The following is a 25,394-nucleotide window of genomic DNA, read 5'->3' as shown; positions in this document are numbered from 1 at the left end:
GCTTTGATGACAAGGATTGGGATCAGAGAATGAAACAGATGCTCAAGAAGATGGCGCTCAGTGGCATTGCCAACCTGTTTGCCGAGAAGATGCCCTTCAATAAGCTGATCGGCATGCAGGTGACCCACTACGACTTCGACAAGGTGGAACTGCGCATCAAGATGGAAGACAAGCTGATCGGCAACCCCTTCCACAACATCTTGCACGGCGGCGTCACCGCCACGCTGCTGGATGTAGCGGGCGGCATGATCGTCGCCGCCTCCTGCATCGACGAGCTGGAGGAGTTCTCCCCCAGTTATCTCAAGGAGCGCTTCGCTCGCCTCGGCACCATAGATCTGCGGGTAGATTACCTGCGCCCGGGGCGCGGCAACGAGTTTATCGCCACCGCCCACATCATCCGGGCCGGCAGCAAGGTCGCGGTAGCCCGGATGGAGCTACACAACGAAGAGGGCACCCACATCGCCTTCGGCACTGGTACCTATCTGGTGGGTTGAACCAAATTAGTGCATAAAAACCACGCGGCTAATCCAATTTTAATCATTAGATTCCTTACCCCCTCTGGCCGAACAAGGTCCATACTGATAGTCGGGATTGTGTGCAGAGGGAGGATTGTAGGCGATGAGTGCGAAACTGGCCATCAAACCATCCAGAGCCTTGTTGACACAGCTCGAGTCCATGCTCGACGAGGTGCAGACACCCGAGTGTCGCCACTGGTTGGAACAGGAGCTTGAGGGGTATTCTCTCTCCTCACCCCTGCCTTGGTATCGCATCGTTCCCTGTCGGCAACGCGGTCACTTTCTGGATCTGAAAACGGGAAAATATTTGACCTGTCATATCAACAGTCAAACGCTATGCCAACGCGATCTGGCCCAAATTCAGTTCATTTATGCCCGTGAACCCGCCGCCCACTATTTGCTGCAACGCAATTCCGGTATTGAACCCTGGCCAGAACAGCTGCTGGAAGATTATCAGGAGCAGTTGATCCCCGGCCATTTATGCCTGCAAGCCTGGCATGAGCCCGTTATCTCATTACGTGCACAACTGATGGAGGGAATAGAACATTTCATTAGTGAGTACCCCAAGCACGCGGCCTTGCTGCCTCAACACAGTTTCAAGGCTTTGCGGCATCAGCACTGGCATATCTGAGTAAGCGCCTGGCGCGCAAGGAGGGCACCATAGACAAGACCCATAGCGAGATTGCCACAATCTAGAGTGCCGGAGTCAGGATCAGACTCCACCGATGGGCCACCGAGCGGTGGCCCTTTTAATATCTGTGGTCTTGCTTCGCCCCTGCATACAGCAGGTCAGGTCACTTGGCCAGGTAACAGGTCAGCAGCTAAAGAAAATCGGGAAAACAGGAAGGATAAATGCAAAAAGGCCGCTCTATTGAGCGGCCTTTTCAAATTTGGTCGGTGTGAGAGGATTCGAACCTCCGACCCCTTCGTCCCGAACGAAGTGCGCTACCAAGCTGCGCTACACACCGATGTCTGCGGGACGGGAATTTACCGAAAGCCCCGACCTGACACAAGCCTTTTTTGCATTTAACAGGAAAAAAAACGCCGTTCGCTCAACTATTCAGCACTCTTTTCATCCGTTTACCGGGCTGCAGCCAGCTGGTGACATTCCGGTAACCGGCTGTCAGGCCAGGCTCAGGGATGCCGGTCCCAGCAGACGGCGCTGCCAGTCAGCCACAGTGCCATGCTCCAGCCAGTCGGCTGCATGCTGGCGCCAGTTGGGGGAAAGGGCCGGATTCTCCAGCAACATCAGCAGATCCGCTTCATTGCGCACCTGATTGAACAGGATATCCGCCGTGCGCTTCACCGTCAGTTCGGGATAGGGTCTGTCTACCAGCTCCATGGCCGACTCCGGCGACACCATCCCCTCCTCCAGCACCCGCAGCAGCCAGCCACAACGACCATTCAGTTGCATCACCTGCGACATCTGGCCATAACCAAAGCGCTGGTTGAGCTTGAAACAGGGGGATCTTGGCTGACTTATCTGGATCAGCGCCTCGCCGAGCCGATAGACATCGCCAATGCAGGCTTGCGCCTCGGTCAGCCCGATACCGGAGAGGTTCTCGCCAAAGGCGGCAGGTTGCCAGGGGGTACGTGGCGCAGGCAAGCCCAGCGCGGTTTGCCAGGTCTGCCACCAGAGATAGTGATCGGCCGGATAGTAGTGGAGCGCCCGATCCGGGCCACCGTGGTGGCGCTGGTCACACTGTTCATCCCCTTCCAGACCGGCAAAGGTACAGCGAACTGGTGCAGAGATCGGTTGCTTGTGAATGGCGCTGGTGAGGCCGGGCACCAGCTCGGTGCCACGACCGCTAAAAAGGGAGATCCGCATACTCATCCTCCAGGTTGACGAGAGTAGGCGGATCTTATCATGGCGTCAGACGACGGCCTGCATCTGGGTGGTCATGGCTATCTCGGCGCGACGGCGCTTCTCCGCCCTGGCCATCAGATACCAGCTGCCGAAGGTAAAGAGCGATACCGACAACAGGATCAGGCTGGCCACCGCGTTGATCTCGGGTTTCACCCCTAGCCGCACCGCCGAGAAGACCTCCATCGGCAAGGTGGTCGAGCCCGGGCCGGAGACGAAGCTCGCCAGCACCAGATCATCCAGCGACAGGGCGAACGACATCATGCCGCCTGCCGCCAGCGAGGGGGCGATCATCGGGATGGTGATCAGGAAGAACACCTTCCACGGCTTGGCGCCAAGATCCATGGCCGCCTCCTCGATGGAGAGATCCAGCTCCCGCAACCGCGCCGACACCACGATCGCCACATAGGCGGTACAGAAGGTGGTATGGGCGATCCAGATGGTCAGCATGCCCCGCTCGGCGGGCCAGCCCACCAGCTGGGCCATCGCCACGAACAGCAGCAGCAGCGACAGACCGGTGATCACCTCGGGCATCACCAGCGGCGCCGTCACCATGCCGCCGAACAGGGTGCGACCACGGAAGTGGGGAATTCGGGTCAGCACGAAGGCTGCCACCGTCCCCAGCGCCACCGCGGCGATCGCGGTGTAGAAGGCGATCTCCAGCGAGCGGAACACAGACCCGATCAGCTGCTTGTTGTCGAGCAGGCCGAAGTACCACTTGAGTGACCAGCCACCCCACACCGTCACCAGCTTGGAGGCGTTGAAGGAGTAGATCACCATGATGATCATGGGCAGGTAGATAAACAGCAGCCCCAGCCAGAGCATCAGTTTGGCAAAACCAAAACGCTTCATCATGCCTTGCCCTCCAGCTCTTTGGCCTGGTTACGGTTGAAGAGGATGATCGGAATGATCAGCACCGCCAGCATCACCACCGCCAGTGCAGAGGCAACCGGCCAGTCGCGGTTGTTGAAGAACTCCTGCCACAGCACCTTGCCGATCATCAGGGTCTCCGGGCCGCCCAGCATTTCCGGAATAACGAACTCTCCCACCACCGGAATGAACACCAGCATGCAGCCGGCGATGATGCCGTTCTTGGAGAGCGGTACCGTGATCTGCCAGAACCGGGTCAGGTTGCGAGCCCCCAGATCGGAAGCAGCCTCCAGCAGGCTCTGATCGTGTTTGACCAGATTGGCGTAGAGCGGCAGCACCATGAAGGGCAGGTAGGAGTAAACGATGCCGATATAGACCGCCAGGTTGGTGTTGAGGATCTGCAGCGGTTCGTCAATCAGCCCGATCCCCAGCAAGACGCTGTTCAGCAGGCCGTTGTTACTGAGGATCCCCATCCACGCATAGACCCGGATCAGAATGGCGGTCCAGGTCGGCATCATGATCAGCAGCAGCAGAACGGTCTGGGTCTCCTTATTGGCACGGGCGATGGAGTAGGCCATCGGATAGCCAATCAGCAGGCAGAGCAAAGTGCTGACGAAGGCCATCTTGAGGGAGCCCAGATAGGCCGCGATATAGAGCTCATCCTCCTGTAGCAGCAGGTAGTTGCCCATGTTGAGCAGGATGGTGAGCTGATTGTCAGCCCAGCTCACCACGTCGGTGTAGGGCGGGATCGCCACATCCGCTTCCGCAAAACTGATCTTCACCACGATGACGAAGGGCAGCAGGAAGAAGAGGAACAGCCAGAAGAAGGGGATGCCGATCACCAGTCGGCGCCCCCCGACCCGCTTCAGTCGTTGCAAGAACTTCATGATTGCAGCACCACGCCGCTGTCATCTTCCCAGTAGAGGAACACCTGGTCATCCCAGGTTGGCCGCTTGCCGTGGCGTTCGGCATTGGCGATGAAAGCCTGAACGATTTTGCCCGAGGGCAGCTGGATGTGATAAACCGAGTGACCGCCCAGATAGGCGATGTCATAGACCTCACCCTTGGTCCAGTTGAAGTCCGGGTGCTCGATCTCCTCCGGTTTTTGCAGACTCATCAGCAGTTTTTCCGGCCGCAGGGCGTAGGTCACCTTCTTGTTCTCGGCGCGGGAGCTGATGCCGTGGCCCACATAGATGGGCTGCTCCAGATCGGCGCAGGCGATGGTGGCGTGGTCCTGCTCATCCTCCACCAGCAGGCCGTCAAACAGGTTGACGCTGCCGATGAACTCGCACACCAGCCGACTGGCCGGAGTCTCGTAGATATCCATCGGGCTACCGATCTGCTCGATGCAGCCGAGGTGCATGATGGCGATCCGCTCCGCCATGGTCATGGCCTCTTCCTGATCGTGGGTCACCATGACGCAGGTAACCCCGACCCGCTCGATGATCTCAACCAGCTCCAACTGCATCTTGGAACGCAGCTTCTTGTCGAGCGCCCCCATGGGTTCATCCAGCAGCAGCAACTTGGGACGCTTGGCCAGGGAACGAGCCAACGCCACCCGCTGACGCTGACCACCGGAGAGCTGATGCGGTTTGCGACGGGCATACTGGGTCATCTGCACCAGCTTGAGCATCTCCTCCACCCGGGCATCGATCTCGGCCTTGGGCAGGCCATCCTGCTTGAGGCCAAAGGCGATGTTCTGGGCCACCGTCATATGGGGGAACAGGGCGTAGGACTGGAACATCATGTTGATGGGGCGTTCATAGGGGGGCATGTCGGTGATGTCGACCCCGTCGAGGAACAGCCGCCCCTCGGTCGGGCGCTCGAAACCGGCCAGCATCCGCAGCAGGGTCGATTTGCCGGAACCGGACCCGCCGAGCAGGGCGAAAATCTCCCCCTTGTGAATATTGAGAGATACGTTATCGACCGCCAGCGTTTCGTCGAACTGCTTGCTTACCCGATCAATTTTCACCAGCACTTCTTTGCGCTGCTGACTGCCCTCGAGGGCTTTCTTGTAGGCACTGGAGGCTATCGCCATTACCAAACTCCCCAACGTGATACCGGCCTTGCGGCCGATCCATAAAAGCGATTTGGCGCCCCCGAACGGGCACCAAGGTTAGGTACCGGACTTGATCTTGGTCCAACTCCGGGTGATTAGACGCTGTACCGAGCGGGGATGTGCTTCCTGCACATAAAGTCGCTCCAGCACGGCCTGAGGGGGATAAACCTCCTCATTGTTGCGCACCGCCTCATCCATAAACTCGCCCGCCCTTGAGTTGGGATTCGCATAGCCCACATAGTCGCTGACCTTGGCGATCACTTCGGGCTGCAGGACGTAGTTGATGAGGGCGTGCGCCTCTTTGACATTGGTGGCATCGGACGGGATCGCCATCATGTCGAACCAGAGATTGCCCCCCTCTTTCGGAATGCTGTAGGCAATTTTCACCCCCTTGCCAGCTTCATCGGCGCGGGCAGCGGCTTGCAGGATGTCGCCGGAAAAACCGGCCGCCACGCAGATGTCGCCATTGGCGAGATCGCCGATGTATTTGGAGGAGTGGAAGTAGGCCACATAGGGCCGCACCTTGAGCAGCAGCGCCTCGGCCTGCTTGATATCCCCCGTCGCATGACTGTTGGGATCGAGTCCGAGGTAGTTGAGGGCAGCAGGGATCATCTCGTCGGCAGAGTCGAGAAAGGCGACGCCGCAGCGAGAGAGTTTCGCCATGTTTTCCGGTTCGAAGATGGTGGCCCAGGAGTCAATCTTGTCGACCCCCAGCACCGCCTTGATTTTGTCGACGTTGTAGCCGATGCCGTTGGTCCCCCACAGATAGGGCACCGCGTACTGATGACCCGGATCCACCTTGTCGAGCTGCTTGAGCAGCACGGGATCCAGGTTGGCCAGATTGGGCAACAGGGATTTATCCAGTTTCTGGAAGGCTCCCGCCTTGATCTGCTTGGCCAGGAAATTATTGGAGGGCACCACCAAATCGTAACCGGTCCGCCCCGTCAGCAACTTGCCTTCCAGGGTCTCGTTGGAGTCAAACACGTCATAGACGGTCTTGATCCCGGTCGCCTGCTGGAAATCGCTGAGGGTGGTCTCACCGATATAGTCAGACCAGTTGTAGAAGTGCAGCACAGGGGCAGCCTGGGCCACATTCGCCAATCCCATGGTCAGCGCTATGGTTAGCAATCTGGTTGTATTCACGGTGTCAGTTCTCCTGTTTCAGTGGTTGACCGTCTGCGCATCCATTCGCGCGGCCCATCCGGATGGATGGCATCACTACCCTCCCGGCCGAACTGCGGACCGGGAGGGGCATTCGTTACTTACTTGCCGGACTTGATCTTGGTCCAGCTGCGGGTCATCAGACGCTGCACCTTGGCCGGCAGATCCGGGAAGGTGTAGATCTTCTGCAGGGTCGCCGCATCGGGATAGATACCCGGATCGGTGCGGATCGCCTCATCCACCAGCGGGGTCGCCGCCTTGTTGCCGTTCGGGAACTGCACCACGTTGGTGATGTTGGCGATCACCTCGGGCTTCATCAGGTAGTTGATGAAGGTGTGGGCCGCCTCGACGTTCTTGGCATCCGCCGGAATGGCGATCATGTCAAAGAAGCTGCCTGCCCCCTCTTTTGGAATGGTGTAGGTGAGCGCGACGCCATTCTTGGCCTCGGCTGCCCGCGCCTTGGACTGCTGCAAGTCACCGGAGTAACCGACCGCGACGCAGAGGTTGCCGTTGGCCAGATCCGAGATGTACTTGGAGGAGTGGAAATAGGCGGTATAGGGACGGATGGAGAGGAACAGCTCCTCAGCCTTCTTCAGCTCGGCCGGTTTCTGGCTATCCGGTTTGAAGCCCAGATATTGCAGGGCAGCCGGCAGCATTTCGGTCGGTGAATCGAGGAAGGAGACGCCACACTCTTTCAACTTGGCCATGTTCTCCGGCTTGAACACCAGATCCCAGGAGTTGATCGGGGCATCGGCCCCCAACACGGCTTTCACCTTCTCGGCGTTGTAGGCATAGCCGATGGTGCCCCACAGATAGGGGATGGAGTACTGGTTGCCCGGATCGCTCGGCTCGAGCGCCTTGAGCAGGTCGACATCCATGTTTTGCCAGTTGGAGAGCTTGGACTTGTCCAGTTTCTGGAACACGCCCGCCTTGATCTGCTTGGCAAGGAAGGGGTTGGATGGCACCACGATGTCGTAGCCCGAACTACCCGCCAGCAACTTGGCTTCCAGTACCTCGTTACTGTCGAACACGTCATAGACCACCTTGATCCCCGTCTCCTTCTGGAAGTTATCCAGGGTATCCGGCGCTATGTAGTCGCTCCAGTTGTAGACGTGCAGCACCTTCTCTTCAGCCATTGCTCCGGCACTTGCCATGACCAGAGCCACAGAGGCAGCGATCACTCCTGTTTTGAAAGACATCATCCTTGTCTCCTAAGCAAATTGTATGCGCATGCCAACCTGCCCGACCGGCCTCAACCCTTCAGCTTTGCGGCTGTCAGATCCAGACTGCGCCTGGCCAGATCGACCAATTCATCAACCTGTTCCTCGGTGATGACCAAGGGGGGCGATATGATCATGGTATCGCCTACCGCCCTCATCACCAAGCCATTGTTAAAGCAGAACTCCCGGCAAGTCATCCCCGCATTTGCCTGAGCCGGGAAACGCCGGTTGGTCTGCTTGTCCTGAACGATTTCCAGCGCGGCGACCAATCCTTTGCCACGGGTTTCTCCCACCAGCGGATGATCGGCCAGCTCCGCCCAGCGGCGCTGCAAATAGGGGCCGATAGTATCATGCACTCGCTTAACTATGCTCTCTTTCTGCATAAGCTGGATATTGGCCACCGCCACGGCGCAAGAGACCGGATGACCCGAGTAGGTGAAGCCGTGGTTGAACTCGCCCCCCTCCTCCACCAGCCCCTTGGCAACCCGGTCGCTCACCATCACTGCGCCGAGCGGCAGATAACCGGAAGTGATCCCCTTGGCCAGACACATCAGGTCCGGCTTGATGCCAAACCCTTCGCTGGCAAACCAGTGGCCGGTGCGGCCAAAGCCGCAGATCACCTCGTCGGCGATCAGCAAAATGCCGTAGTGATCGCAGATGCGCTGGATCTCCGGCCAGTAGCTGTCAGGCGGAATGATGACGCCGCCCGCCCCCTGGATCGGCTCGCCGATAAAGGCAGCCACCTTGTCCACCCCCAGCTCCAGAATCTTCTGCTCCAGCTGACGGGCCCGCTCCAGCCCGAACTCGTGGGCACTCATCCCCCGCCCCTCACCGAAGTGGTAGGGCTGATCGATGTGCACTATGCCGGGAATGGGCAGTCCGCCCTGGGCATGCATCCCCTTCATGCCACCCAGACTCGCCCCCGCCACGGTGGAGCCGTGATAGGCGTTATGGCGACTGATGATCACCTGTTTGTCAGGCTGACCCTTGCTGGCCCAGTAGTGGCGCACCATCCGCAGCACGGTGTCGTTGCACTCGGAGCCGGAGCCGGTGAAGAAGACGTGGTTGAGATGGGCTGGCGTCACTTCGGCCAGCAGGGTGGCCAACTCGATCACCGGCGGGTGAGCGGTCTGGAAGAAGAGGTTGTAGTAAGGCAACTGCTGCATCTGGCGGGTAGCGGCATCCACCAGCTCCTGGCGGCCATAGCCCATATTGACGCACCACAGGCCCGCCATGCCGTCGAGAATGCGTTTGCCCTCGGAGTCTTCCAGATAGACACCGCTGGCTTTGGTAATGATGCGCGAACCCTTCTTGTTCAGGGCCTGAAAATCGGTAAAGGGGTGCAGGTGGTGGCTGGCATCCAGTTGTTGCCACTCACGGGTTGTCTGCTGCATTTGTTGCTCCTCGGTTCCTTCGATTTAGCAAGATTCAGTCGTCAAACAGTCAAGTGGGTAGTCAGGCGGGCTTGCATGCTCGCAGCCACAACCACTCACAGGTGGCTGCCGCCACCTGACTCGCGTTCCGGTCTCTTCGATACAGGGACCGGGGAGGCCGACTCCGGCCTCCCCGTTACAGGGGGATCAGACGTTCAGCAGCAGGAACTCCCGCTCCCAACGACTGATCACCCCAAAGTAGGTCTCGTACTCTTTGCGTTTGACCGCGACGAAGGCGCGGGTGAAGCGCTCGCCCAGCATCTCCTTGATGGGCTCGCACTGTTCGAGATGGCTGAGTGCCTCCTCCAGCGAGCGGGGCAGGCTGTAGGGCAGGTCATAGGCGCTCGACTTCATCTCCGGCAGCGGCTCCAGCTTCTCCATCATGCCGAGATAGCCACAGGCCAGAGTGGCGGCCAGCGCCAGATAGGGGTTGGCATCGGCACCGGCGAAGCGGTTCTCCACCCGCCGAGCGCTCGGGTCGGAGAAGGGCACCCGCAGGCCGCAGGTGCGGTTCTCTACGCCCCACTGGACGTTGCGCGGCGCGCTCTCGCCAAAGGTGAGGCGGCGGTAGGAGTTGACGTTGGGGGCCAGCAGGGCAGTCACCGCCGGGGTGTATTTCTGCAGACCGGCGATGAAGTGCATGAACTGTTCGCTGTTGCCGCCGTTCGGAGTGCCGAACAGGTTGTGGCCGTTCACATCTTCCAGACTCTGGTGGATGTGCATGGCCGACCCCGGTTCGTCGCTCATCGGCTTGGCCATAAAGGTGGCATAGATGCCGTGGCGGTGAGCGGCCTCACGCATGGTACGCTTGAACAGGAACACCTGATCCGCCAGATCGATGGCATCACCATGCAGGAAGTTGATCTCCATCTGGGCGGCGCCCGACTCGTGGATCAGGGTGTCCACTTCCAGTTCCTGCGCCTCACAGTAGTCATACATGTCTTCAAAGATGGGGTCGAACTCGTTGACCGCATCGATACTGAACGACTGGCGGGCGGTCTCAGGGCGGCCGTTGCGACCGACCGGCGGCACCAGCGGATAGTCGGGGTCCTCGTTGCGGGTGACCAGATAGAATTCCAGCTCGGGCGCCACCACCGGCTTCCAGCCCTGCTTCTCGTAAAATGACAGAACCCGACGCAGCACGGAGCGCGGCGCGATGTCGATCAGCTTGCCGTTGACGTCGAAACAGTCGTGGATCACCTGTGCAGTGGGCTCCAGCGCCCAGGGGACAAAACGGATGGTGTTGGGGTCGGGATAGAGCTGCATGTCCCGCTCCAGCGGGTCGATCATGCTGTCGTCATCCGGATATTCGCCGGTCACCGTCTGGGTGAAAATCACCTCGGGCAGACGCATGCCCCCTTCACGCAAAAACTTGTTGGCTGGGATGATCTTGCCCCGGGCGTTGCCGGTGAAATCCGGGAACAGGCACTCCACTTCCGTGATGCGATTGCTCTCCATCCAGCCTTTGATACTGTCCATGTTAAACCCCGACTTTACGGTTGCCATTGGCAAGGGTGTCTAATATATGGAACACCCTTGTTATAGAATTGTAATCAACATCACCATAAAAGCCCGCCATCAAGGGCAATGTCAAGCGGGCGTGTTTAAAAAACTATAAATAACGGCGCATATAATGACCAAGGCGGCACCAAATACTAAACACTCAAATCCGTACGAAGCCCCCCTCTCATCGTTGCAAAGGCGATGCCAACAGAAGGTGAAGCAGGCGCCAGATCCCGACCAATCCCCCGCAGGAACGGACCATTTTTTTGTAAGGGCGCACAATCCTTATCCTATTTGCTTTGCTTGGCTGCATTTTTTTGGTACAAGGCCCGCCCTGATTTGCACTCTCTTGCATGAAACAGGTGCAAATCGGGATACAAGGGCTTGGTCTGTAGGCAGACAGCCCCCATAAACAGGGATAATTGGGTTAGTAAACTGACTGGTAGTTAATCGTATGTGTGATTTCATGACTGAAGACCAACTGGCCTTTTACAAGGGGCAGATCGAGCGACAGATCGTCGAGCTCGAAGAGCGCCTGAACTCCCAGGCCAGCCAGGCCATCGCCACCGACACCAACGAGATGGCTGATGAAATTGACCGTGCCAGTATCGAGGAAGCCCGCCGTCTGGAGCTGAACCGCATCGAGCACGACAAGCTGCACCTGCGCAAGCTGCGGGGCGCATTGAAGCGCATCAGCGAAGGGGATTTTGGTTACTGCGAATCTTGCGGTGACGAGATCTCCCTCAAGCGGCTGCATGCCCGTCCGGAATCCCGTTTCTGCGTCGAATGCCAGAGCACCAAGGAATTTAACGATACCCACGTGTTCCGTCGCGTCGCCTGATTCTTCGAAGAACCGTCACCATTCTGGTGCAACAGACGCCAGCAAGGCAGGGCCCTGCGCTCAAACCTTGCACAACGCCTCGCAGCAAGATGGTGACAAGTTCTGTTAGACTCCGGACACCTTCCGGAATCTACAGGAGAACAGAGAGTGAAATGGCTCATCAAGCTGTGTTTGTGCCTGCCACTGCTGGCACAAGCACAGGTTCTGACGGTCAAGGTCCCCAGCCGTCCCGTCAACAATCTTGACCAGGAGTACCAGTACAAGCTGCTGGAACTGGCCCTGACCCGCTCCGGGCAACCCTTTCGCATCCAGCCTGTCGAACTCGACCTCAACCAGTTCACCCTCCAGCAGCAGCTAAGCAAGGGCAAGACCATCAACGTCTTCTGGATGGGCACCTCCAGCGCACTCGAATCCTCCCTGATTGCCGTCCCCATTCCGCTGTTTCGCGGGCTGGAAGGATTGCGGCTGTCCTTCATCCACGCGGATGCACAAGAGAAGTTCAACCAGATCAATACCCTGGCTGACCTCAAACAGTTGAAGGCGGCGCAAGGGGTCGGTTGGGCCGATAACAAAATTCTGGAAAATGCGGGGATCCCGACCTTATCCGGCCGATACAGCAGCCTGTTTCGCCTTATCAACGACGGCGACAAGATCGACTTCTTCCCGCGCGCCCTGGTGGAAATCTTCGCCGAGCGCAGCGAGCTTGTGGCGCAGTATCCCAACCTCGCCATCGAGCAGCATCTGCTGATCCGCTACCCCTTCGCCCAGTTCTTCTTCGTCAGCCCCGAATACCCCAAGCTGGCCAAGGCGATTCAGACCGGGCTGGAGCGGGCCTATGCCGATGGCAGTTTTATGAAGTTCTTCAATGACAACCCCAAGATCCGCGAAGCGCTCGCCAGCGCCAACCTCGATCAGCGGGTCACCATCGCACTGCCCAATCCGGATATGACCCCGTTGCTAAAATCCATTCCGGCCCAATATTGGGAGTATCCACCGCAGGGATAAGCATCCCGAGCGCCTAGCCACGAAGGTCAGGCAGCGAGAACACAGTGCGCCAGGGAGGTGCCATGAAGGGAATCCAGGAGTGGTTTGCGCAGTACGGCCAGAGTCATCGCCATCCGGTCAACGTCGCCATCCACAAACTGGCGGTGCCGGGCATCTATATCTGCTCGCTGGCGCTGCTCTGGTGTCTGCCACACGGGCCCTTGCCAGAGCCCCTCAACTGGGCGGCAGTGGCAGCCATTCCGGTGCTGCTGTTCTACCTGCAACTGTCGTTTTCGCTGTTCGCGGGGATGGCCGGGCTGACCGCGCTCGGGCTGGCCTTCTGCCACCAATGGCAGGGGCCGCTGTTGTGGCCCGCCGTGGCAGCGTTCGTGATTCTCTGGATAGCCCAGTTTGTCGGCCACAAGATCGAGGGCAAACGCCCCTCCTTCCTCGCTGACCTGCAATTTCTGCTGATAGGCCCCGCCTGGGTGCTTGCCAGCCTCTATCGTCGCCTGGGCATTCCCTATTGAAGGGGGGCCGGGCCAACAGGAGAGACCATGACACATAACCACACGCGACATAACGCCCTGCGCCGCGCCCTACCCCTGCTGCTGGGGGCCCTGTTTGCTGGCCCGGCACTGGCTGACAAGGCCGACCCGGTCGGTGAAGTGAGCACCGCTTTCAAGCTGTTTGGCCCGAACCACAAGATCTTGGTGGAGGCGTTCGACGACCCGCGCATCGACGGCATCGCCTGCTATCTGGCGCGCCCCAAGACCGGTGGTGTAAAAGGCGGGTTGGGACTGGCGGAAGATCCCTCCCACGCCTCCCTGTCGTGCCACCAGATCGGCCCCATCACCCTGCCCGAAAAACTGAAGGCGGGGGAAGAGGTGTTCGATGTCAGCACCTCGCTGGTGTTCAAGGAGCAGAAAGTGGTGCGTTTTTACGACAAGAAACGCAATGCACTGGTTTACCTGACCTACAGCACCAAACTGGTGGATGGTTCGTACAAGAGTGCAGTCAGCGCCGTTCCCATTATGCCCTGGGGACAATAACCAGCCAGTTTGTCCGGTGATAGCTGACCCATTTTGTTGTAATTTGACGACACACACGCTGCGGAGCACATACCATGAAAGTCGCCGTATTCAGTACCAAGAGCTATGACAAAGAGCATTTCAACCAGGCCAACAGCCAGTACGGCTTCGACCTGGAGTTTTTCGATGTGCGGCTGGAGGCCAAAACGGCCCGACTGGCTCACGGCTTCCCGGTGGTGTGTCTGTTCGTCAATGACGATGCCGACCGCGAGGTATTGACCGAACTGGCTGCCAACGGCACCCAGGTGATTGCCCTGCGCTGCGCCGGTTACAACAACGTGGATCTGGCCGCTGCCAAAGAGCTGGGGCTGAAAGTGGTGCGAGTGCCCGCCTACTCCCCCGAGGCGACCGCCGAGCATGCTGTCGGCATGATGATGTGCCTCAACCGCCGCATCCATAAGGCTTATCAGCGCACCCGCGATGCCAACTTCTCGCTGGAAGGGCTAGTCGGCTTCAACATGCATGGCAAGACCGTTGGCGTCATCGGTACCGGCAAGATCGGTCTGGCCGCCCTGCGCATCCTCAAGGGCTTCGGGGTTCGCCTGCTGGTCAACGATCCTTACCAGAATCCGGCAGCCATCGAGCTGGGTGCCGAGTACGTGGATCTCGATACCCTGTTCCGCCAATCCGACATCATCAGCCTGCACTGCCCGCTGTTCAAAGAGAACTACCACCTGTTGAACAAGGAGGCATTTGCCAAGATGAAGGACGGGGTGATGATCATCAACACCAGCCGTGGCGGCCTGCTCGACTCCAACGCCGCCATCGAGGCGCTCAAGACCTCCCGTATCGGCGCGCTGGGGCTGGATGTCTACGAAGAGGAAGAGGATCTCTTCTTCTCCGACAAGTCCAACGAGGTGATCACCGATGACGTGTTCCGCCGCCTGTCTGCCTGCCACAACGTGCTGTTCACCGGCCATCAGGCGTTCCTGACCCGCGAGGCGCTGCACGCCATCGCCGATACCACTCTTGGCAATATCCGCGCCATCGAGAGCCAGGGCCGCTGCGACAACGAAGTGGAATAAGGGCTCGCCCTCTCTTCGTCACGCGCCGGGTTGTGAGACCCGGCGCCTTCGGGTAGGCTAGCCCCCCTTTTTTATTCAGGAGTCTGGCGCCCATGTTTATCGGATTTGATTACGGCACCTCCAACTGTGCCGTGGCCGTGATGGAACAAGGTAGCCCCAGGCTGCTGAATCTTGGCGCATCCCGCTATCTCCCCTCCACCCTGCATGCCCCCCACCGGGATGCTATCGCCGGTCTGCTGGCCGAAGGGCTGGCCCCCGCCCAACAGGCGGAGTACCTCAAGCTGCGTGGCCCCGTGGTCACCCGCGCCCAGATGGTTCGCCGCCAGATGCGCGAAGAGGGACTGATCGACGAGCTGAGCTTTGGCGGTGCCGCGCTGGAACGCTATCTGGAAGAGCCGGACGACGGCTACTACATCAAATCGCCGAAATCCTTCCTCGGTGCCTATGGCCTCAAGGCCCCCCAGATCGCCCTGTTTGAAGACATCGTCTGCGCCATGATGCTCCATGTCCGCCAGCAGGCGGAGCAGCAGCTCGGCGCCCCGATCCGCCAGGCGGTGATCGGCCGACCGGTCAACTTCCAGGGTCTGGCGGGGGAAGAGAGCAACCAGCAAGCTATCGCCATCCTGACCGAGGCGGCCCGTCTGGCCGGTTTCGAGCAGGTGGAGTTCCTCTATGAACCGGTGGCCGCCGGGTTTGAATTCGAGGCGCGCCTCACCGAAGACGCCGTGGTGCTGGTGGTGGATATCGGTGGCGGTACCACCGACTGCTCCATGCTGCGGATGGGCCCCAGCTACCGCGATCAGCTGGATCGCAGCGGCGATCTGCTCGGCCACAGCGGCCAGCGGATCGGCGGCAACGACTTCGATATCCGCCTGACGGTGGAAGGGATGATGCCGCTGCTCGGCATGCACGAGACCCTCAAGACCGGCAAGCCGCTGCCCCACCCGCTGTTCTGGGATGCGGCCGCCATCAACGACGTCAGCGCCCAGAGCCGCTTCTACAGCCTCGACACCGCCCGCCAGCTGCAGGATCTGCAGCTCGACAGCCAGCCCAGCAGCAAGCTGGGGCGTCTGGCTAGCCTGCGGGCCCACAAGCTGAGCCACCAGCTGGTGTGGCGCGCCGAGCAGGGCAAGATCGCCCTCTCGGAGCAGGAACTCAATCGCCAGTCGCTGGCCGAGCTGGAAAAAGGGCTGGAAGCGGAGCTGACCCGCGAACAGCTGGCCAACGCCTCGGCCCTGCTGCTGGAGAAGATTGGCGAACTGATGGACGAAGCAATTGCCGCCGCCGGTGTGCAGCCGGATCGCATCTTCGTCACCGGTGGTAGTGCCCGCTCGCCGCTGATCGCCAGCTTTATCCGCCAGAAGCTCCCGTCCATCCCGCTTGAAGGGGGCGATGACTTCGGCTCGGTGGCCGCGGGTCTTGCCCGTTATGCCGAGCGGCTGTTCGCCAACTGAGCCCTGAGGCCGCGTTAATCGATGGCAACATCACCCGGGTGTTGCCATTAAGCGACAGTCGTGCGGGACAAGGGGCGACAGAAGCGGTCGGTCGTCCCCTCTCCCGCCCTGCTCCCGACAGCCCAAAAAGGGTATTCTTGACGCTCCCCCAACCGGAGCCCCCTCATGCCCAGATTGCCCTTTTTGCTGATCCCCCTGTTACTGCTCGCTGGCTGCAGCTCGACCGCCTTTGTTCAGCAAGATCTGCAACACCACCACTGGGTACTGAGCAAACTGGATGGCGAACCGATCGAGGCCCCCCGCGACAATCCCCCCGATTTCGAGATCGGCGAGCACTTCACCGTCAACGGCATCGCCGGTTGCAACCGCTACTTCGGTCAGGGCCATCTGGAAGATGACAAACTGTGGGTCACCAGTCTGGGCAGCACCGAAATGGCCTGCATGCCGCCGCTCGACACCATAGAACAGGCCGTACTGACCACCCTGACCGAGGGTGCGACCCTGAGCGGCACCAGCCAGAACCTGATCCTGCAGGGCAAACAGCACCGTTTGGAATACACCTTGCGCGACTGGGTGTTCTAGCGCTCACAAAGCCGCATCACAAACAGGAACATGTTGTCCGGCTGTGGCACAATATGAGGCAGAGTTCGCAACGGAGGCTGCCTCAGCCATGTCGATGGATCGCCTGTTTGACAAGATCAAACAACTCCCCACTATTCCCAAGCTGCTGCACGAGTTGATGCAGAGCTTCAACGACGAGAATGCCCGCATCGACGAGATTGCGGCCAAGATCGCCATGGATCAGGTGATCAGCGTCAAGGTGCTGCGGATGGCCAACTCGGCCGCCCTGCGCCGGGGCAACGAAGTGACCTCCATCGAACAGGCGGTGATCCGGCTCGGCTTCAACCGGCTGCGCTCCGTGGTGGTCGCCTCCGGCATCATCGGCACCTTCAAGGCCCCGCCCAGCTTCGACAAGAACAAGTTCTGGACCGAGACCTTCCAGGTCGCCACCATAGCCCGAACCCTGGCCCAGGAGGCCAAGGTGATGGATCCCGAGACCGCCTTCACCTGCGCGTTGATCCACAACATCGGCGAACTGCTTATCCAGAGCACCTTGCCGGAGGAGGCCGAGCTCATCAACATGGCAATCCAGAACGGCAGCAGCCGGGTCGAGGCCCAGCGGGAGATGCTGGGCTACGACTATGCCCAGCTCGGTGCCGAGCTGGCGCGGCGCTGGAACCTCTCTGAGGCCTTCGTCGATGCCATCTCCCAGCAGCTTGACCCGCTCTCCCACGATCCGGTCAGCAAGGAGGCGGTGCTGATCCGCCTCGCCGTGTTTATCTCCTTCGCCTGGAACGCGGGCGTGCCTGCCCAGGCCATCATCGCCCGCTTCCCCAAACCGCTCGCCGACCAGTTGGGACTGGATCCCAAGTCGCTGGCAGGCCAGCTCGAAACACTGCATGAACAGGGTAATGCCCTCGCCGATCTTCTGACTCAATAAGCATCATGACCCATCCGTTTCTGTTTCATCCCCAGGTGGCGCCCTGGTTCAAAGAGAGCGCCGACGCACTGCAATTGACCCTCTTTAGCGAGCTGGATGCGCCGATCCGCGAGGTGTGGCTGCGCCACGAGCCGGATAACGAGGAGTACCTGATCCCGATGACAGCGGTCTCCACCCGCGATCGGCTGCAGGTGTGGCAGGCGACCCTGCCGCTCATCAAGGGACAGGATATCCACCTCTACAGCTTCAAGTGCCTCACCGACGAGGAGCAGTGGTGGCTGCACGGTGCGGGCGTCAGCGCGTCCATGCCGCCACGGGAACAGCATTTTCGCTTCAACAGCCTGCACCAGCCACCGGCCTGGGTGCAGGATCAGGTGTTCTACCAGATCTTCCCCGACCGTTTCTGCAACGGCGATCCGTCGCTGAGCGTCAAGCATCACGAGTACGAATATCGCGGCAAAGCGGTGATCAGCAAGGCGTGGGGCGAGCCGGTCAGTCGCCACGAAGAGGGCCACGGCGCCTGCGAATTTTACGGTGGCGATCTGGCGGGGATCGATGCCAAGCTCCACTACCTGCAATCTCTCGGGGTGACGGCGCTCTACCTCAACCCCATCTTCGATTCGCCGAGCAACCACAAGTACGACACTCAGGACTACTTCAAGGTGGATGCCCACCTCGGCAGCAACGAGCAGTTCGCCGAGCTGACCCGCAACCTGCACCAGCGCGGCATGAAGATCATCCTCGATGCAGTGGTCAACCACACCTCTACCGAGCACCCCTGGTTCTGCCCGCCACTGGGAGCCCAGAGCAACCCGGACTCCCCGTGGCGCAGCTTCTACACCTTTGACAAAGAAGGGGATTATGTCAGCTGGAAGGGCATTCGCAGCCTGCCCAAGCTCGACTTCTCCTGCGAGAAGGTGCAAGACGCCGTCTATCGGGCCGACGACGCCATCCTCCGTTACTGGATGCGCGCCCCCTACCAGATCGATGGCTGGCGCTTTGACGTCATCCACATGCTGGGCGAGCGCGGCACCGCCGAGGGCAACCGCAGCCATGTGCGCGCCATTCGCGGGGCGGTGAAGCAGGAGAATCCGGACGCCTATGTGCTCGGCGAACACTTCTTCGAGGCGAGCCAGTGGCTACAAGGAGATCAGGAGGATGGCGCCATGAACTACTATGGCTTCGCCCACCCGATCCGCGCCTTCCTTGCGGGGCAGGATATCGCCTACCACCCCATCAAGATCAGCGCCGAAGAGCTGGATCGCTGGCTCAAGCTGGCGCGGGCCCACATCCCGTTCAAGAACCAGCTGGCCCAGTTCAACCTGCTGGACAGCCACGATACCGCCCGCTTCCTCCATCTGCTGGGAGAGGACAAACAGCGGATGCAGCTGGCCGCCACCCTGCTGCTCACCTATATCGGTGTGCCGTCCATCTACTACGGCGATGAAGTGGGGCTCTCCGGCGGCAACGACCCGGACTGCCGCCGCTGCTTCCCGTGGGATACCACAGACTGGGATCACGTGCTGCACGATCACTATCGTCGGCTGATCCAGATCCGCCGCCAGCGCCCCTCCCTGCGCCGCGGCGATATCCAGACCCTCTACGCCGGGCCCCACAGCTATGTGTTCGCCCGTACCCTGCAAAGCGATCAGGTGGTAGTAGCCTGCAACCGCCACCCGAGCGAGCCGCGCACCATCAGCCTGCCCCTGTGGCAGACCGCGAGCCCCGCCAGCCGCTTCACCGACGCCTTCAACGGCGAAAAATTCGAAATGGTGCAGGGGGAACTGCAGCTGACCATTCCGGCCAACTCGGCGAGAGTGCTGATCTCCAGCTGAGTGGGCAACTGACATGCTGAAAAACAAAACCGGAGCCCAAGGCTCCGGTTTTTTATTCCATTCAATCCACCATGACGTCTGGCCCCTAGCCAGCCACCATCAGTAGTTGATGCTGACGTAGGGCACTTCCGGCACCTGCCAGCGCTGCTTGAGGTAGACGGTGAGCACGAAGAAGAAGTTGGCCAGCAGGTTGGCGAAGCGATAGAGAATGGGATCGAAGGCCACCCCGCTTTCTTCCAGCCTGACCAGCAGCCGCACCACCTTCTTGCTGCCACAGCGGCACAGATGGAGGGTGGGAATGGGCTGCGGCCCCTGCGGCAGCACGAAACCGGTGACGCTGCCGCGACTCGCCTCGTTGTAGTGGTCGTAACGGGCCTTGAGCCACTCAAGGTCTGCATTGAAGATCCCCAGCTTGCCGCGCACCGAGCCGTTGAGGTTGTAGATAAGCCGCTGCAACGCCGCGAGATCCGCCAGCATGGGCTCGGTATCGGCATCCGGCGCAAGGTGTGACAGCACGGCCCCGACCTGACAACAGAGCTCATCGGTGGCGATTTCAAAATCACATTTGAGCGAGGTTTCGAAGATAAAGGGGTAGCAGAGCTCGCGCTTGTCTCTTGGCTTCTTGGGGTTCATGGGGCAACCGGATTGGAGAAAAGGCCAGTTTGCCAGCCCCGGGAAGGGCTGGCAAACGGCAGCTCATTACTTGCGTTACGCGCTGTGGCTCAGGCGTTCTTACTGGCGGGCTCGGTGGAGGGCTGGAACTGGTTGATCATCCGCAGCGCCTCCAGCATCCGCTGGTTGAAGCTGGTGAAGCGATCGACCTGTGCCGGTTCCACTTCCCCTCTCGCGGCCAGCACGGCCGGGGTCAGCGCCTGTTGCTGGGATGGTGGCAGCAGGGTATCTGCCTGTTTCTGCACCTGATCCAGCTTGGGCAGGTAGTCGGCAAACGGCTTGATCAAATCCTGCAGGGAGTGCGCCCCCTGATAGGTCTGGCTCAGCTTGACGCTCTGCTTGAGCTTGAGGGAGTAGGAGGCCAACTGGCTGTCATCCAGTTTCAGCTCGCCCGCCTTGTCCAGCAGATCCTCGAAGTTGCCGGAGAAGAAGTTCCCCGCCAGCTCATCGATTCCTTTGACCAACTTGCCGATGGACTCCATCTCGTCGCTGCTGAGATCCCCCTCCAGCGAGAAGCTGAAGCTCTGGCTCGATTTGAGGCTGAACTGGCTGCCGCTCTCGCTGCTCTGGGACTTGGTCTGCCAGCTATCGTTGAAGCGCAGCACCACCTTGTCACCATCCTTGGTCTGGATCTCCAGATACCCCTGCTGGCGACTGGCCATCTCGGCCTGCCCCATGTCGGTCGGAGAAATCTTGCCGAAGAACTCCTTCTCGAACTCCTCGAGCCCTTTCTGGATCAGCTTGTAGCTCTGATCGATACCGGTTTTGATATCGTCGTTGTCAGTCGCCCACTTGCCGAGCTGCTTCTTCGCCTCGTCAAAACCCTTGTCGACCCCCTTGCGGGCCTGCTCCATCATCCCGGTCAGGTCGTCGTCGGATTTGCCATCGGCCCGCGCGGCACCGAGCCGTCCGGTCACGAACTGCAGCACGTTGTCCGCCACCGACTGGAAGTCAAACAGGGTCTCAGGGGTGATCTCCTCAGGCTCTTTCACCTTCGGCGCCTGATAACCCTGGCCGTTGATCTCCAGCGAGAACTGCAGCGCCTGCTGGATCAGCACTTGCGCCCACTTGGGCGGCTTGTGCAAGGAGACCGCCTCCTCGCTCTTGACCTGTTTCTGCTCCGCCTGTTGCGGCGATTTGGGAGAAACACCCACTCCCTTGGGTTGGGCTGCGCCCACGCCTTCGATCTGCATAATGTGTCCTCCCACCATGCCTGTAGATCAGCTATCGGCCTGACTGAACACTTCTTGACCACAAAATGCTGGACAATCTGCGGCTGGCTTTTAAAATCGGGCCCCTTTGGGTGGCCTGTTGCCTTCCCCCGATTTCGACCCGGCCCGGCCGGTGTGCATGTGAGGTATTTATGACCCAATCCCAACAGCCTTCCGCGAACGCTCCGGCGCCTAGAACCGCGGCCGACTATCAGGCCCAACTCGACGAAAAGCGCGCTCGCCTCACCGAGCTGTTTGCCGGCTTCACCCTCCCGGCGCTGGAAGTGCACAGCTCACCGGCGGAGTACTACCGGATGCGCGCCGAATTTCGCATCTGGCACGAAGGGGATGACCTCTTCCACTGCATGTATGCCCCGGCGACCAAAGAGATCATCAAGATAGACCACTTCCCTACCGCCAGCCGCCTCATCAACCAGTTGATGCCGCTGCTGCTGGAGGGGCTGCGCCCACACCCGGTGCTGCGCCGCAAGCTGTTCCAGATCGACTACCTCTCCACCCAGTCCGGCCAGATCATTGTCAGCCTGCTCTATCACCGCAAGCTGGAGGCCGAATGGCAACAGGCCGCCGAAGCACTGCAGGCCGATCTGCGCGCCAAAGGGTTCGAGCTGCAATTGATTGGCCGCGCCCACAAGCAGAAGATCTGTCTGGGGGATGACTTCGTCATCGAACAGCTCAACGTGGTGGGTCGCCAGCTCACATACAAACAGGTGGAGAACAGCTTCACCCAGCCCAACGCCGCCATCAACGAACAGATGCTGGCCTGGGCGCTGGATGTGACCAAGGGGAGCGAAGGGGACCTGCTGGAGCTCTATTGCGGCAACGGCAACTTCTCCATCGCGCTGGCGCAGAACTTCCGCAAGGTGCTGGCCACCGAAATCGCCAAGCCGAGCGTCGACTCCGCCCAGTTCAACATCGCCGCCAACGGCGTCGACAACCTGATCATCCTGCGCATGTCGGCCGAGGAGTTCACCATGGCGATGCGTGGTGAACGGGAGTTCAACCGCCTCAAGGGGATCGATCTCAAGAGCTACCAGTGCAACACCATCTTCGTCGACCCGCCCCGCGCCGGTTTGGACGATGCCACTGTCAAGCTGGTGCAGGAGTACGACAACATCCTCTACATCTCCTGCAACCCCGAGACCCTGCAGGCCAACATGGCGGTACTGGGCGAGACCCACGAGATCGCCCGTTTCGCCCTGTTCGACCAGTTCCCCTGGACCCATCACATGGAAGCCGGGGTCTATCTGCGCCGCAAGGCCGGTTGATTCAGGCTGACAGGAAAACAACAACAGGGCCGGATGGCCCTGTTTTGTTATTGGCTGAACACCAGCCTCACTCCAGCCGGAAGTGGCCCACGATCTCCCGCAGCCGGTCGTAGGTCTGCTGCATCGCAGCGGAGCTGGCAACCGTCGCTTCGCCATTGTGGGTCAGCTGGCGGATCACTTCGGCGATGGCGCTCATGTTGCGGTTGATCTCTTCGGCCACCGCACTCTGCTGCTCCGCCGCCGTGGCGATATGGCTGATGAGATCGTTGATCTCCACTACTTCTCCGGCCATCAGATCCAGCGACTCGTTGACCCTGGTAGTGTTCTCGGCCGCCCCCTGACAGCTCTGCTTGGTGTTGCCCATGGCATCCACCACCGTTTGAGTGCCCCGCTGCAGACTGGCCAGCATGGTCTGGATCTCCGCCGTGCTTTGCTGGGTACGGGCCGCGAGGGAACGCACCTCGTCTGCCACTACCGCAAAACCGCGCCCCTGTTCGCCAGCGCGGGCCGCCTCGATGGCTGCGTTGAGGGCCAGCAGGTTGGTCTGTTCGGCAATGCTGCCGATCACCCCCAGCACAGAGCCAATCTGCTGCACATCCTGCTGCATCGCCTCGATGGAGCGGGCAGTGGCTTCCACTTCGTCCACCAGCGCCATCACGCTGGCCATCGCCTGATCCACCACCTGACGGGACTGGCTCGCCAGCTGCTGGCTCTGACCGGTGAGCTGGGCTGTGCTGGCCGCACTCTCGGAGACGGAGACCGCGGTGCGGCTCATCTCGTTGATGGCGGTCACCACCTGCTCGGTCTCGCGTACATGATCCGCCAGCAGGGACTGGGCGGCGCCGGTCTGGCTGGCCAACCCTTCTATACCACTGTTGAGCTGGCCGCTCGCCTGCCGCACCTCCCCCATCATCTCCTGCAGCCGCTCGATAAAGCGGTTGATCCCGGCCGAGATCTGGCCCAGGTCATCCTTGCTGGTCACCGCCAGTCGGCGGGTGAGATCGCCGCTGCCGCGGGAGAGCTCCAGCACCAGATCCCGCAACGAGACAATGGGGCGATAGGCCACATTGAGCGCCAGCATCGCCAGCACCATCACCACGATCGCCACACCGAACAGCGCCATGATGATCTGGCCGTTGAGGGCCCGGGTCATGGCCCGGATGTAGTCAAGATCGATGTAACCGGTCAGCGTCCAGCTGCTGCCGCGAATATCCAGCTGGTTGGGGCGCGCTTCGCTCTCCCCCTGCGGCTTGCTGTCATAGAGGTTGTTGCCCTGACTGTCGGCCAACGAGAAGTAGCGGCCATCGCCACTCATCTTCTCCAGCAGGCTCTTGAACTCGCTCATGTCGAGGTAGTAGAGATAGGCGGAATCAGCACCGCGCGGCACCAGAATGGTGATGACCGGCTTGCCATCTACCTGTTGCAGCGGGCTGACGGTGATCTGGTTGTTGGCGGCGGGGATCAGCTTGCGCAGGGCATCAACCTTGGCGCTGTCGTTGATGACCCCGCTCACGTCGAATGCCATGTCGCCGATCACCTTGACGATGTTGTGAAAGCCGGTCTCTTGCAGGGTCTTCTTGACGTTGGTCACCCCGAAGTTGAGGTTGGCGGCCAACAGGATTTTCTGATTGATGTCGCTGGCCAGCTTCTCTTTGACCAGGGTTATCTGCTCGGTGATGTTGTGGGTGGCCTGAGTGCGAATGTAGCCACTGATGAAGTGATTCACGCTGAGCCCGGCGGTGCCGATGGTGACCAGAATGGCCAGTAGCAGCAAGAGGTAAATCTTGACCTTGAATGGCATGGGTTCCCTCCAGAAGAGAGGGCTGACAACGCCAACCCTCTCTGCCAATCGTTATTTCTTCTTGGCGTACTTCATGGAGTCCAGGGCCACCGCCAGAATGATGATGCCGCCCTTGATGATGAACTGCCAGTAAGGGCTGACGCCGATATAGGTCAAGCCATAGTTGATCAGGGTGAAGATAAGTACGCCGGTGATCACACCCGCGACCGTTCCCACCCCGCCGGCAAACGACACGCCGCCCACCACGCACGCCGCGATGGCATCCAGCTCGTACATGAAGCCGAGGTTGTTGGTGGCGCTACCGATACGGCCCGCTTCCAGCATGCCGCCGAAGGCGTAGAAGACCCCTGCCAACGCGTAGATCATTACCAGATTGACCGCCACATTGACGCCGGAGACCTTGGCCGCTTCCGGGTTGCCGCCGATGGCAAAGATATTCTTGCCAAAGCGGGTCTTGTTCCACAGCACCCAGACAAAGACGCTGGCGATGGCCGCGTAGAAGGTAAGATAGGAGAGCTTGAATCCTCCTATCCGGATAAAGCCCTGCGCGAAGCTGGAGAAGCGGGGATCAAACCCGGCCACCGGCGAGGCCCCGACCGAGTCAAAGTAGAGGGAGTTGATACCGTAGACGATGATCATGGTGCCCAGGGTGGTAATGAACGGGGTAACGTTCAGGTAGGCCACAATGAGACCGTTGACCAGACCAATCAGCGCCCCCACCACACACACCAGCAGGATCACCGCCGGAATGGGCACCTCCCCCAGCGTCGGGAACACCTTGTTGACGTTGGTCAGCGCCTGCAACATGGTTGCCGCGATGAGTGCCGCCAGACCGACCTGACGACCGGCCGAGAGATCCGTCCCCTGGGTGATGATGATACCCGCCACCCCCAGCGCTATGATGACCCGCACCGAGGACTGGGTCAGGATATTGCTGAAGTTGGTGAGGCTCAGGAAGGAGGGCTCCTGGATCACGATGACCATGAGCAGCACCAGCAGCACCAGATAGATGGCGTTTTCCTTGAGCGCCTGCATCAGATTGAAATTTTTAGCCGACTCCATAAATGT

Annotated in this window: 24 protein-coding genes and 1 tRNA gene; 12 read left to right on the top strand and 13 right to left on the bottom strand. The window is 60.1% G+C overall.

Going from position 1 to position 25,394, the window contains the following annotated elements:
• Positions 1–29 precede the first annotated feature (29 nt).
• Together ACB042_RS14885 and ACB042_RS14880 are read left to right on the top strand one after the other, a co-directional pair.
• A complete protein-coding gene (locus ACB042_RS14885; RefSeq protein WP_201954201.1) occupies positions 30–494 on the top strand; it encodes a thioesterase family protein in 465 nt (154 codons plus the stop codon).
• 124 nt (positions 495–618) lie between these two features.
• Complete coding sequence (locus tag ACB042_RS14880; protein WP_005356927.1) at positions 619–1,146, top strand: hypothetical protein; 528 nt, start codon at positions 619–621, stop codon at positions 1,144–1,146.
• A 260-nt stretch (positions 1,147–1,406) separates the two neighbouring features.
• Here the strand turns inward: ACB042_RS14880 and ACB042_RS14875 are convergent.
• The 9 genes from ACB042_RS14875 to ACB042_RS14835 all read right to left on the bottom strand — a co-directional run bounded on the left by ACB042_RS14875 (position 1,407) and on the right by ACB042_RS14835 (position 10,601).
• A tRNA-Pro gene (locus tag ACB042_RS14875) sits at positions 1,407–1,483 on the bottom strand.
• A 155-nt stretch (positions 1,484–1,638) separates the two neighbouring features.
• A complete protein-coding gene (locus tag ACB042_RS14870) occupies positions 1,639–2,343 on the bottom strand; it encodes an MOSC domain-containing protein (protein ID WP_335832627.1) in 705 nt (234 codons plus the stop codon).
• 45 nt (positions 2,344–2,388) lie between these two features.
• Entirely contained in the window at positions 2,389–3,234 is an 846-nt protein-coding gene (locus ACB042_RS14865) for an ABC transporter permease subunit (protein WP_005355472.1), read from the bottom strand.
• Positions 3,231–4,136, bottom strand: a complete 906-nt coding sequence (locus ACB042_RS14860; RefSeq protein WP_181496993.1) for an ABC transporter permease subunit — start codon at positions 4,134–4,136, stop codon at positions 3,231–3,233. The genes ACB042_RS14865 and ACB042_RS14860 overlap by 4 nt, the downstream gene beginning before the upstream one ends.
• Positions 4,133–5,287 carry a polyamine ABC transporter ATP-binding protein gene (gene potA, locus ACB042_RS14855; RefSeq protein ID WP_236356866.1) on the bottom strand — a complete coding sequence of 385 codons (1,155 nt, stop codon included), beginning with the start codon at positions 5,285–5,287 and terminating at the stop codon, positions 4,133–4,135. The genes ACB042_RS14860 and potA overlap by 4 nt, the downstream gene beginning before the upstream one ends.
• Positions 5,288–5,365: 78 nt before the next feature.
• Positions 5,366–6,451 carry a polyamine ABC transporter substrate-binding protein gene (locus tag ACB042_RS14850; RefSeq protein ID WP_005355476.1) on the bottom strand — a complete coding sequence of 362 codons (1,086 nt, stop codon included), beginning with the start codon at positions 6,449–6,451 and terminating at the stop codon, positions 5,366–5,368.
• 119 nt (positions 6,452–6,570) lie between these two features.
• On the bottom strand, positions 6,571–7,668 hold the full coding sequence (locus tag ACB042_RS14845; protein ID WP_081043449.1) for an extracellular solute-binding protein: 1,098 nt from the start codon (positions 7,666–7,668) through the stop codon (positions 6,571–6,573).
• Positions 7,669–7,721: 53 nt separating this feature from the next.
• Positions 7,722–9,083: an aspartate aminotransferase family protein gene (locus tag ACB042_RS14840; RefSeq protein ID WP_371178654.1), complete on the bottom strand. Its 1,362-nt coding sequence runs from the start codon at positions 9,081–9,083 to the stop codon at positions 7,722–7,724.
• A 186-nt stretch (positions 9,084–9,269) separates the two neighbouring features.
• Complete coding sequence (locus ACB042_RS14835; RefSeq protein WP_013723370.1) at positions 9,270–10,601, bottom strand: glutamine synthetase family protein; 1,332 nt, start codon at positions 10,599–10,601, stop codon at positions 9,270–9,272.
• Positions 10,602–11,079: 478 nt separating this feature from the next.
• Between ACB042_RS14835 and ACB042_RS14830 the strand changes: the two genes are divergently transcribed.
• The 9 genes from ACB042_RS14830 to malZ all read left to right on the top strand — a co-directional run bounded on the left by ACB042_RS14830 (position 11,080) and on the right by malZ (position 19,356).
• Entirely contained in the window at positions 11,080–11,466 is a 387-nt protein-coding gene (locus tag ACB042_RS14830; protein ID WP_005356952.1) for a TraR/DksA C4-type zinc finger protein, read from the top strand.
• Positions 11,467–11,613: 147 nt separating this feature from the next.
• Positions 11,614–12,471, top strand: a complete 858-nt coding sequence (locus ACB042_RS14825; protein ID WP_199415565.1) for a hypothetical protein — start codon at positions 11,614–11,616, stop codon at positions 12,469–12,471.
• 62 nt (positions 12,472–12,533) lie between these two features.
• The gene (locus ACB042_RS14820) at positions 12,534–12,980 is read left to right on the top strand and encodes a DUF962 domain-containing protein (protein ID WP_368172012.1); all 447 of its coding nucleotides are present in this window, start codon (positions 12,534–12,536) and stop codon (positions 12,978–12,980) included.
• A gap of 27 nt (positions 12,981–13,007) precedes the next feature.
• Positions 13,008–13,502 (top strand): CreA family protein, encoded by a 495-nt coding sequence (locus tag ACB042_RS14815; RefSeq protein ID WP_201906088.1) that lies wholly within the window; start codon positions 13,008–13,010, stop codon positions 13,500–13,502.
• Between the two features lie 74 nt (positions 13,503–13,576).
• A complete protein-coding gene (locus ACB042_RS14810) occupies positions 13,577–14,566 on the top strand; it encodes a 2-hydroxyacid dehydrogenase (protein ID WP_005340720.1) in 990 nt (329 codons plus the stop codon).
• 92 nt (positions 14,567–14,658) lie between these two features.
• A complete protein-coding gene (yegD, locus tag ACB042_RS14805) occupies positions 14,659–16,020 on the top strand; it encodes a molecular chaperone (protein WP_167573749.1) in 1,362 nt (453 codons plus the stop codon).
• Between the two features lie 165 nt (positions 16,021–16,185).
• The gene (locus tag ACB042_RS14800; RefSeq protein WP_107683310.1) at positions 16,186–16,602 is read left to right on the top strand and encodes an META domain-containing protein; all 417 of its coding nucleotides are present in this window, start codon (positions 16,186–16,188) and stop codon (positions 16,600–16,602) included.
• A gap of 88 nt (positions 16,603–16,690) precedes the next feature.
• Positions 16,691–17,521, top strand: a complete 831-nt coding sequence (locus ACB042_RS14795; protein WP_075116200.1) for an HDOD domain-containing protein — start codon at positions 16,691–16,693, stop codon at positions 17,519–17,521.
• A gap of 5 nt (positions 17,522–17,526) precedes the next feature.
• The gene (gene malZ / locus ACB042_RS14790; RefSeq protein WP_371178653.1) at positions 17,527–19,356 is read left to right on the top strand and encodes a maltodextrin glucosidase; all 1,830 of its coding nucleotides are present in this window, start codon (positions 17,527–17,529) and stop codon (positions 19,354–19,356) included.
• Positions 19,357–19,455: 99 nt separating this feature from the next.
• On the opposite strand, the gene ACB042_RS14785 is transcribed toward malZ, so the two are convergent.
• Entirely contained in the window at positions 19,456–19,989 is a 534-nt protein-coding gene (locus ACB042_RS14785; protein WP_371178652.1) for an ATP--cob(I)alamin adenosyltransferase, read from the bottom strand.
• Between the two features lie 89 nt (positions 19,990–20,078).
• Entirely contained in the window at positions 20,079–21,221 is a 1,143-nt protein-coding gene (locus tag ACB042_RS14780) for a DUF5610 domain-containing protein (RefSeq protein ID WP_371178651.1), read from the bottom strand.
• A 170-nt stretch (positions 21,222–21,391) separates the two neighbouring features.
• On the opposite strand from ACB042_RS14780, the gene trmA reads away from it, so the two are divergent.
• A complete protein-coding gene (gene trmA, locus ACB042_RS14775; RefSeq protein ID WP_371178650.1) occupies positions 21,392–22,525 on the top strand; it encodes a tRNA (uridine(54)-C5)-methyltransferase TrmA in 1,134 nt (377 codons plus the stop codon).
• Positions 22,526–22,592: 67 nt separating this feature from the next.
• Here trmA and ACB042_RS14770 read toward each other — a convergent pair whose 3' ends face one another.
• Positions 22,593–24,326 carry a methyl-accepting chemotaxis protein gene (locus ACB042_RS14770; protein ID WP_371178649.1) on the bottom strand — a complete coding sequence of 578 codons (1,734 nt, stop codon included), beginning with the start codon at positions 24,324–24,326 and terminating at the stop codon, positions 22,593–22,595.
• Between the two features lie 51 nt (positions 24,327–24,377).
• The gene (gene mglC, locus ACB042_RS14765) at positions 24,378–25,388 is read right to left on the bottom strand and encodes a galactose/methyl galactoside ABC transporter permease MglC (protein WP_005342585.1); all 1,011 of its coding nucleotides are present in this window, start codon (positions 25,386–25,388) and stop codon (positions 24,378–24,380) included.
• Between the last annotated feature and the right edge of the window lie 6 nt (positions 25,389–25,394).

Source organism: Aeromonas sp. S13(2024) (genome assembly GCF_041402405.1).
Classification (GTDB): Bacteria; Pseudomonadota; Gammaproteobacteria; order Enterobacterales; family Aeromonadaceae; genus Aeromonas; species Aeromonas veronii.
Note: the sequence above shows the minus strand (reverse complement) of the source record. Positions and strands in the feature narration are given on the sequence as shown.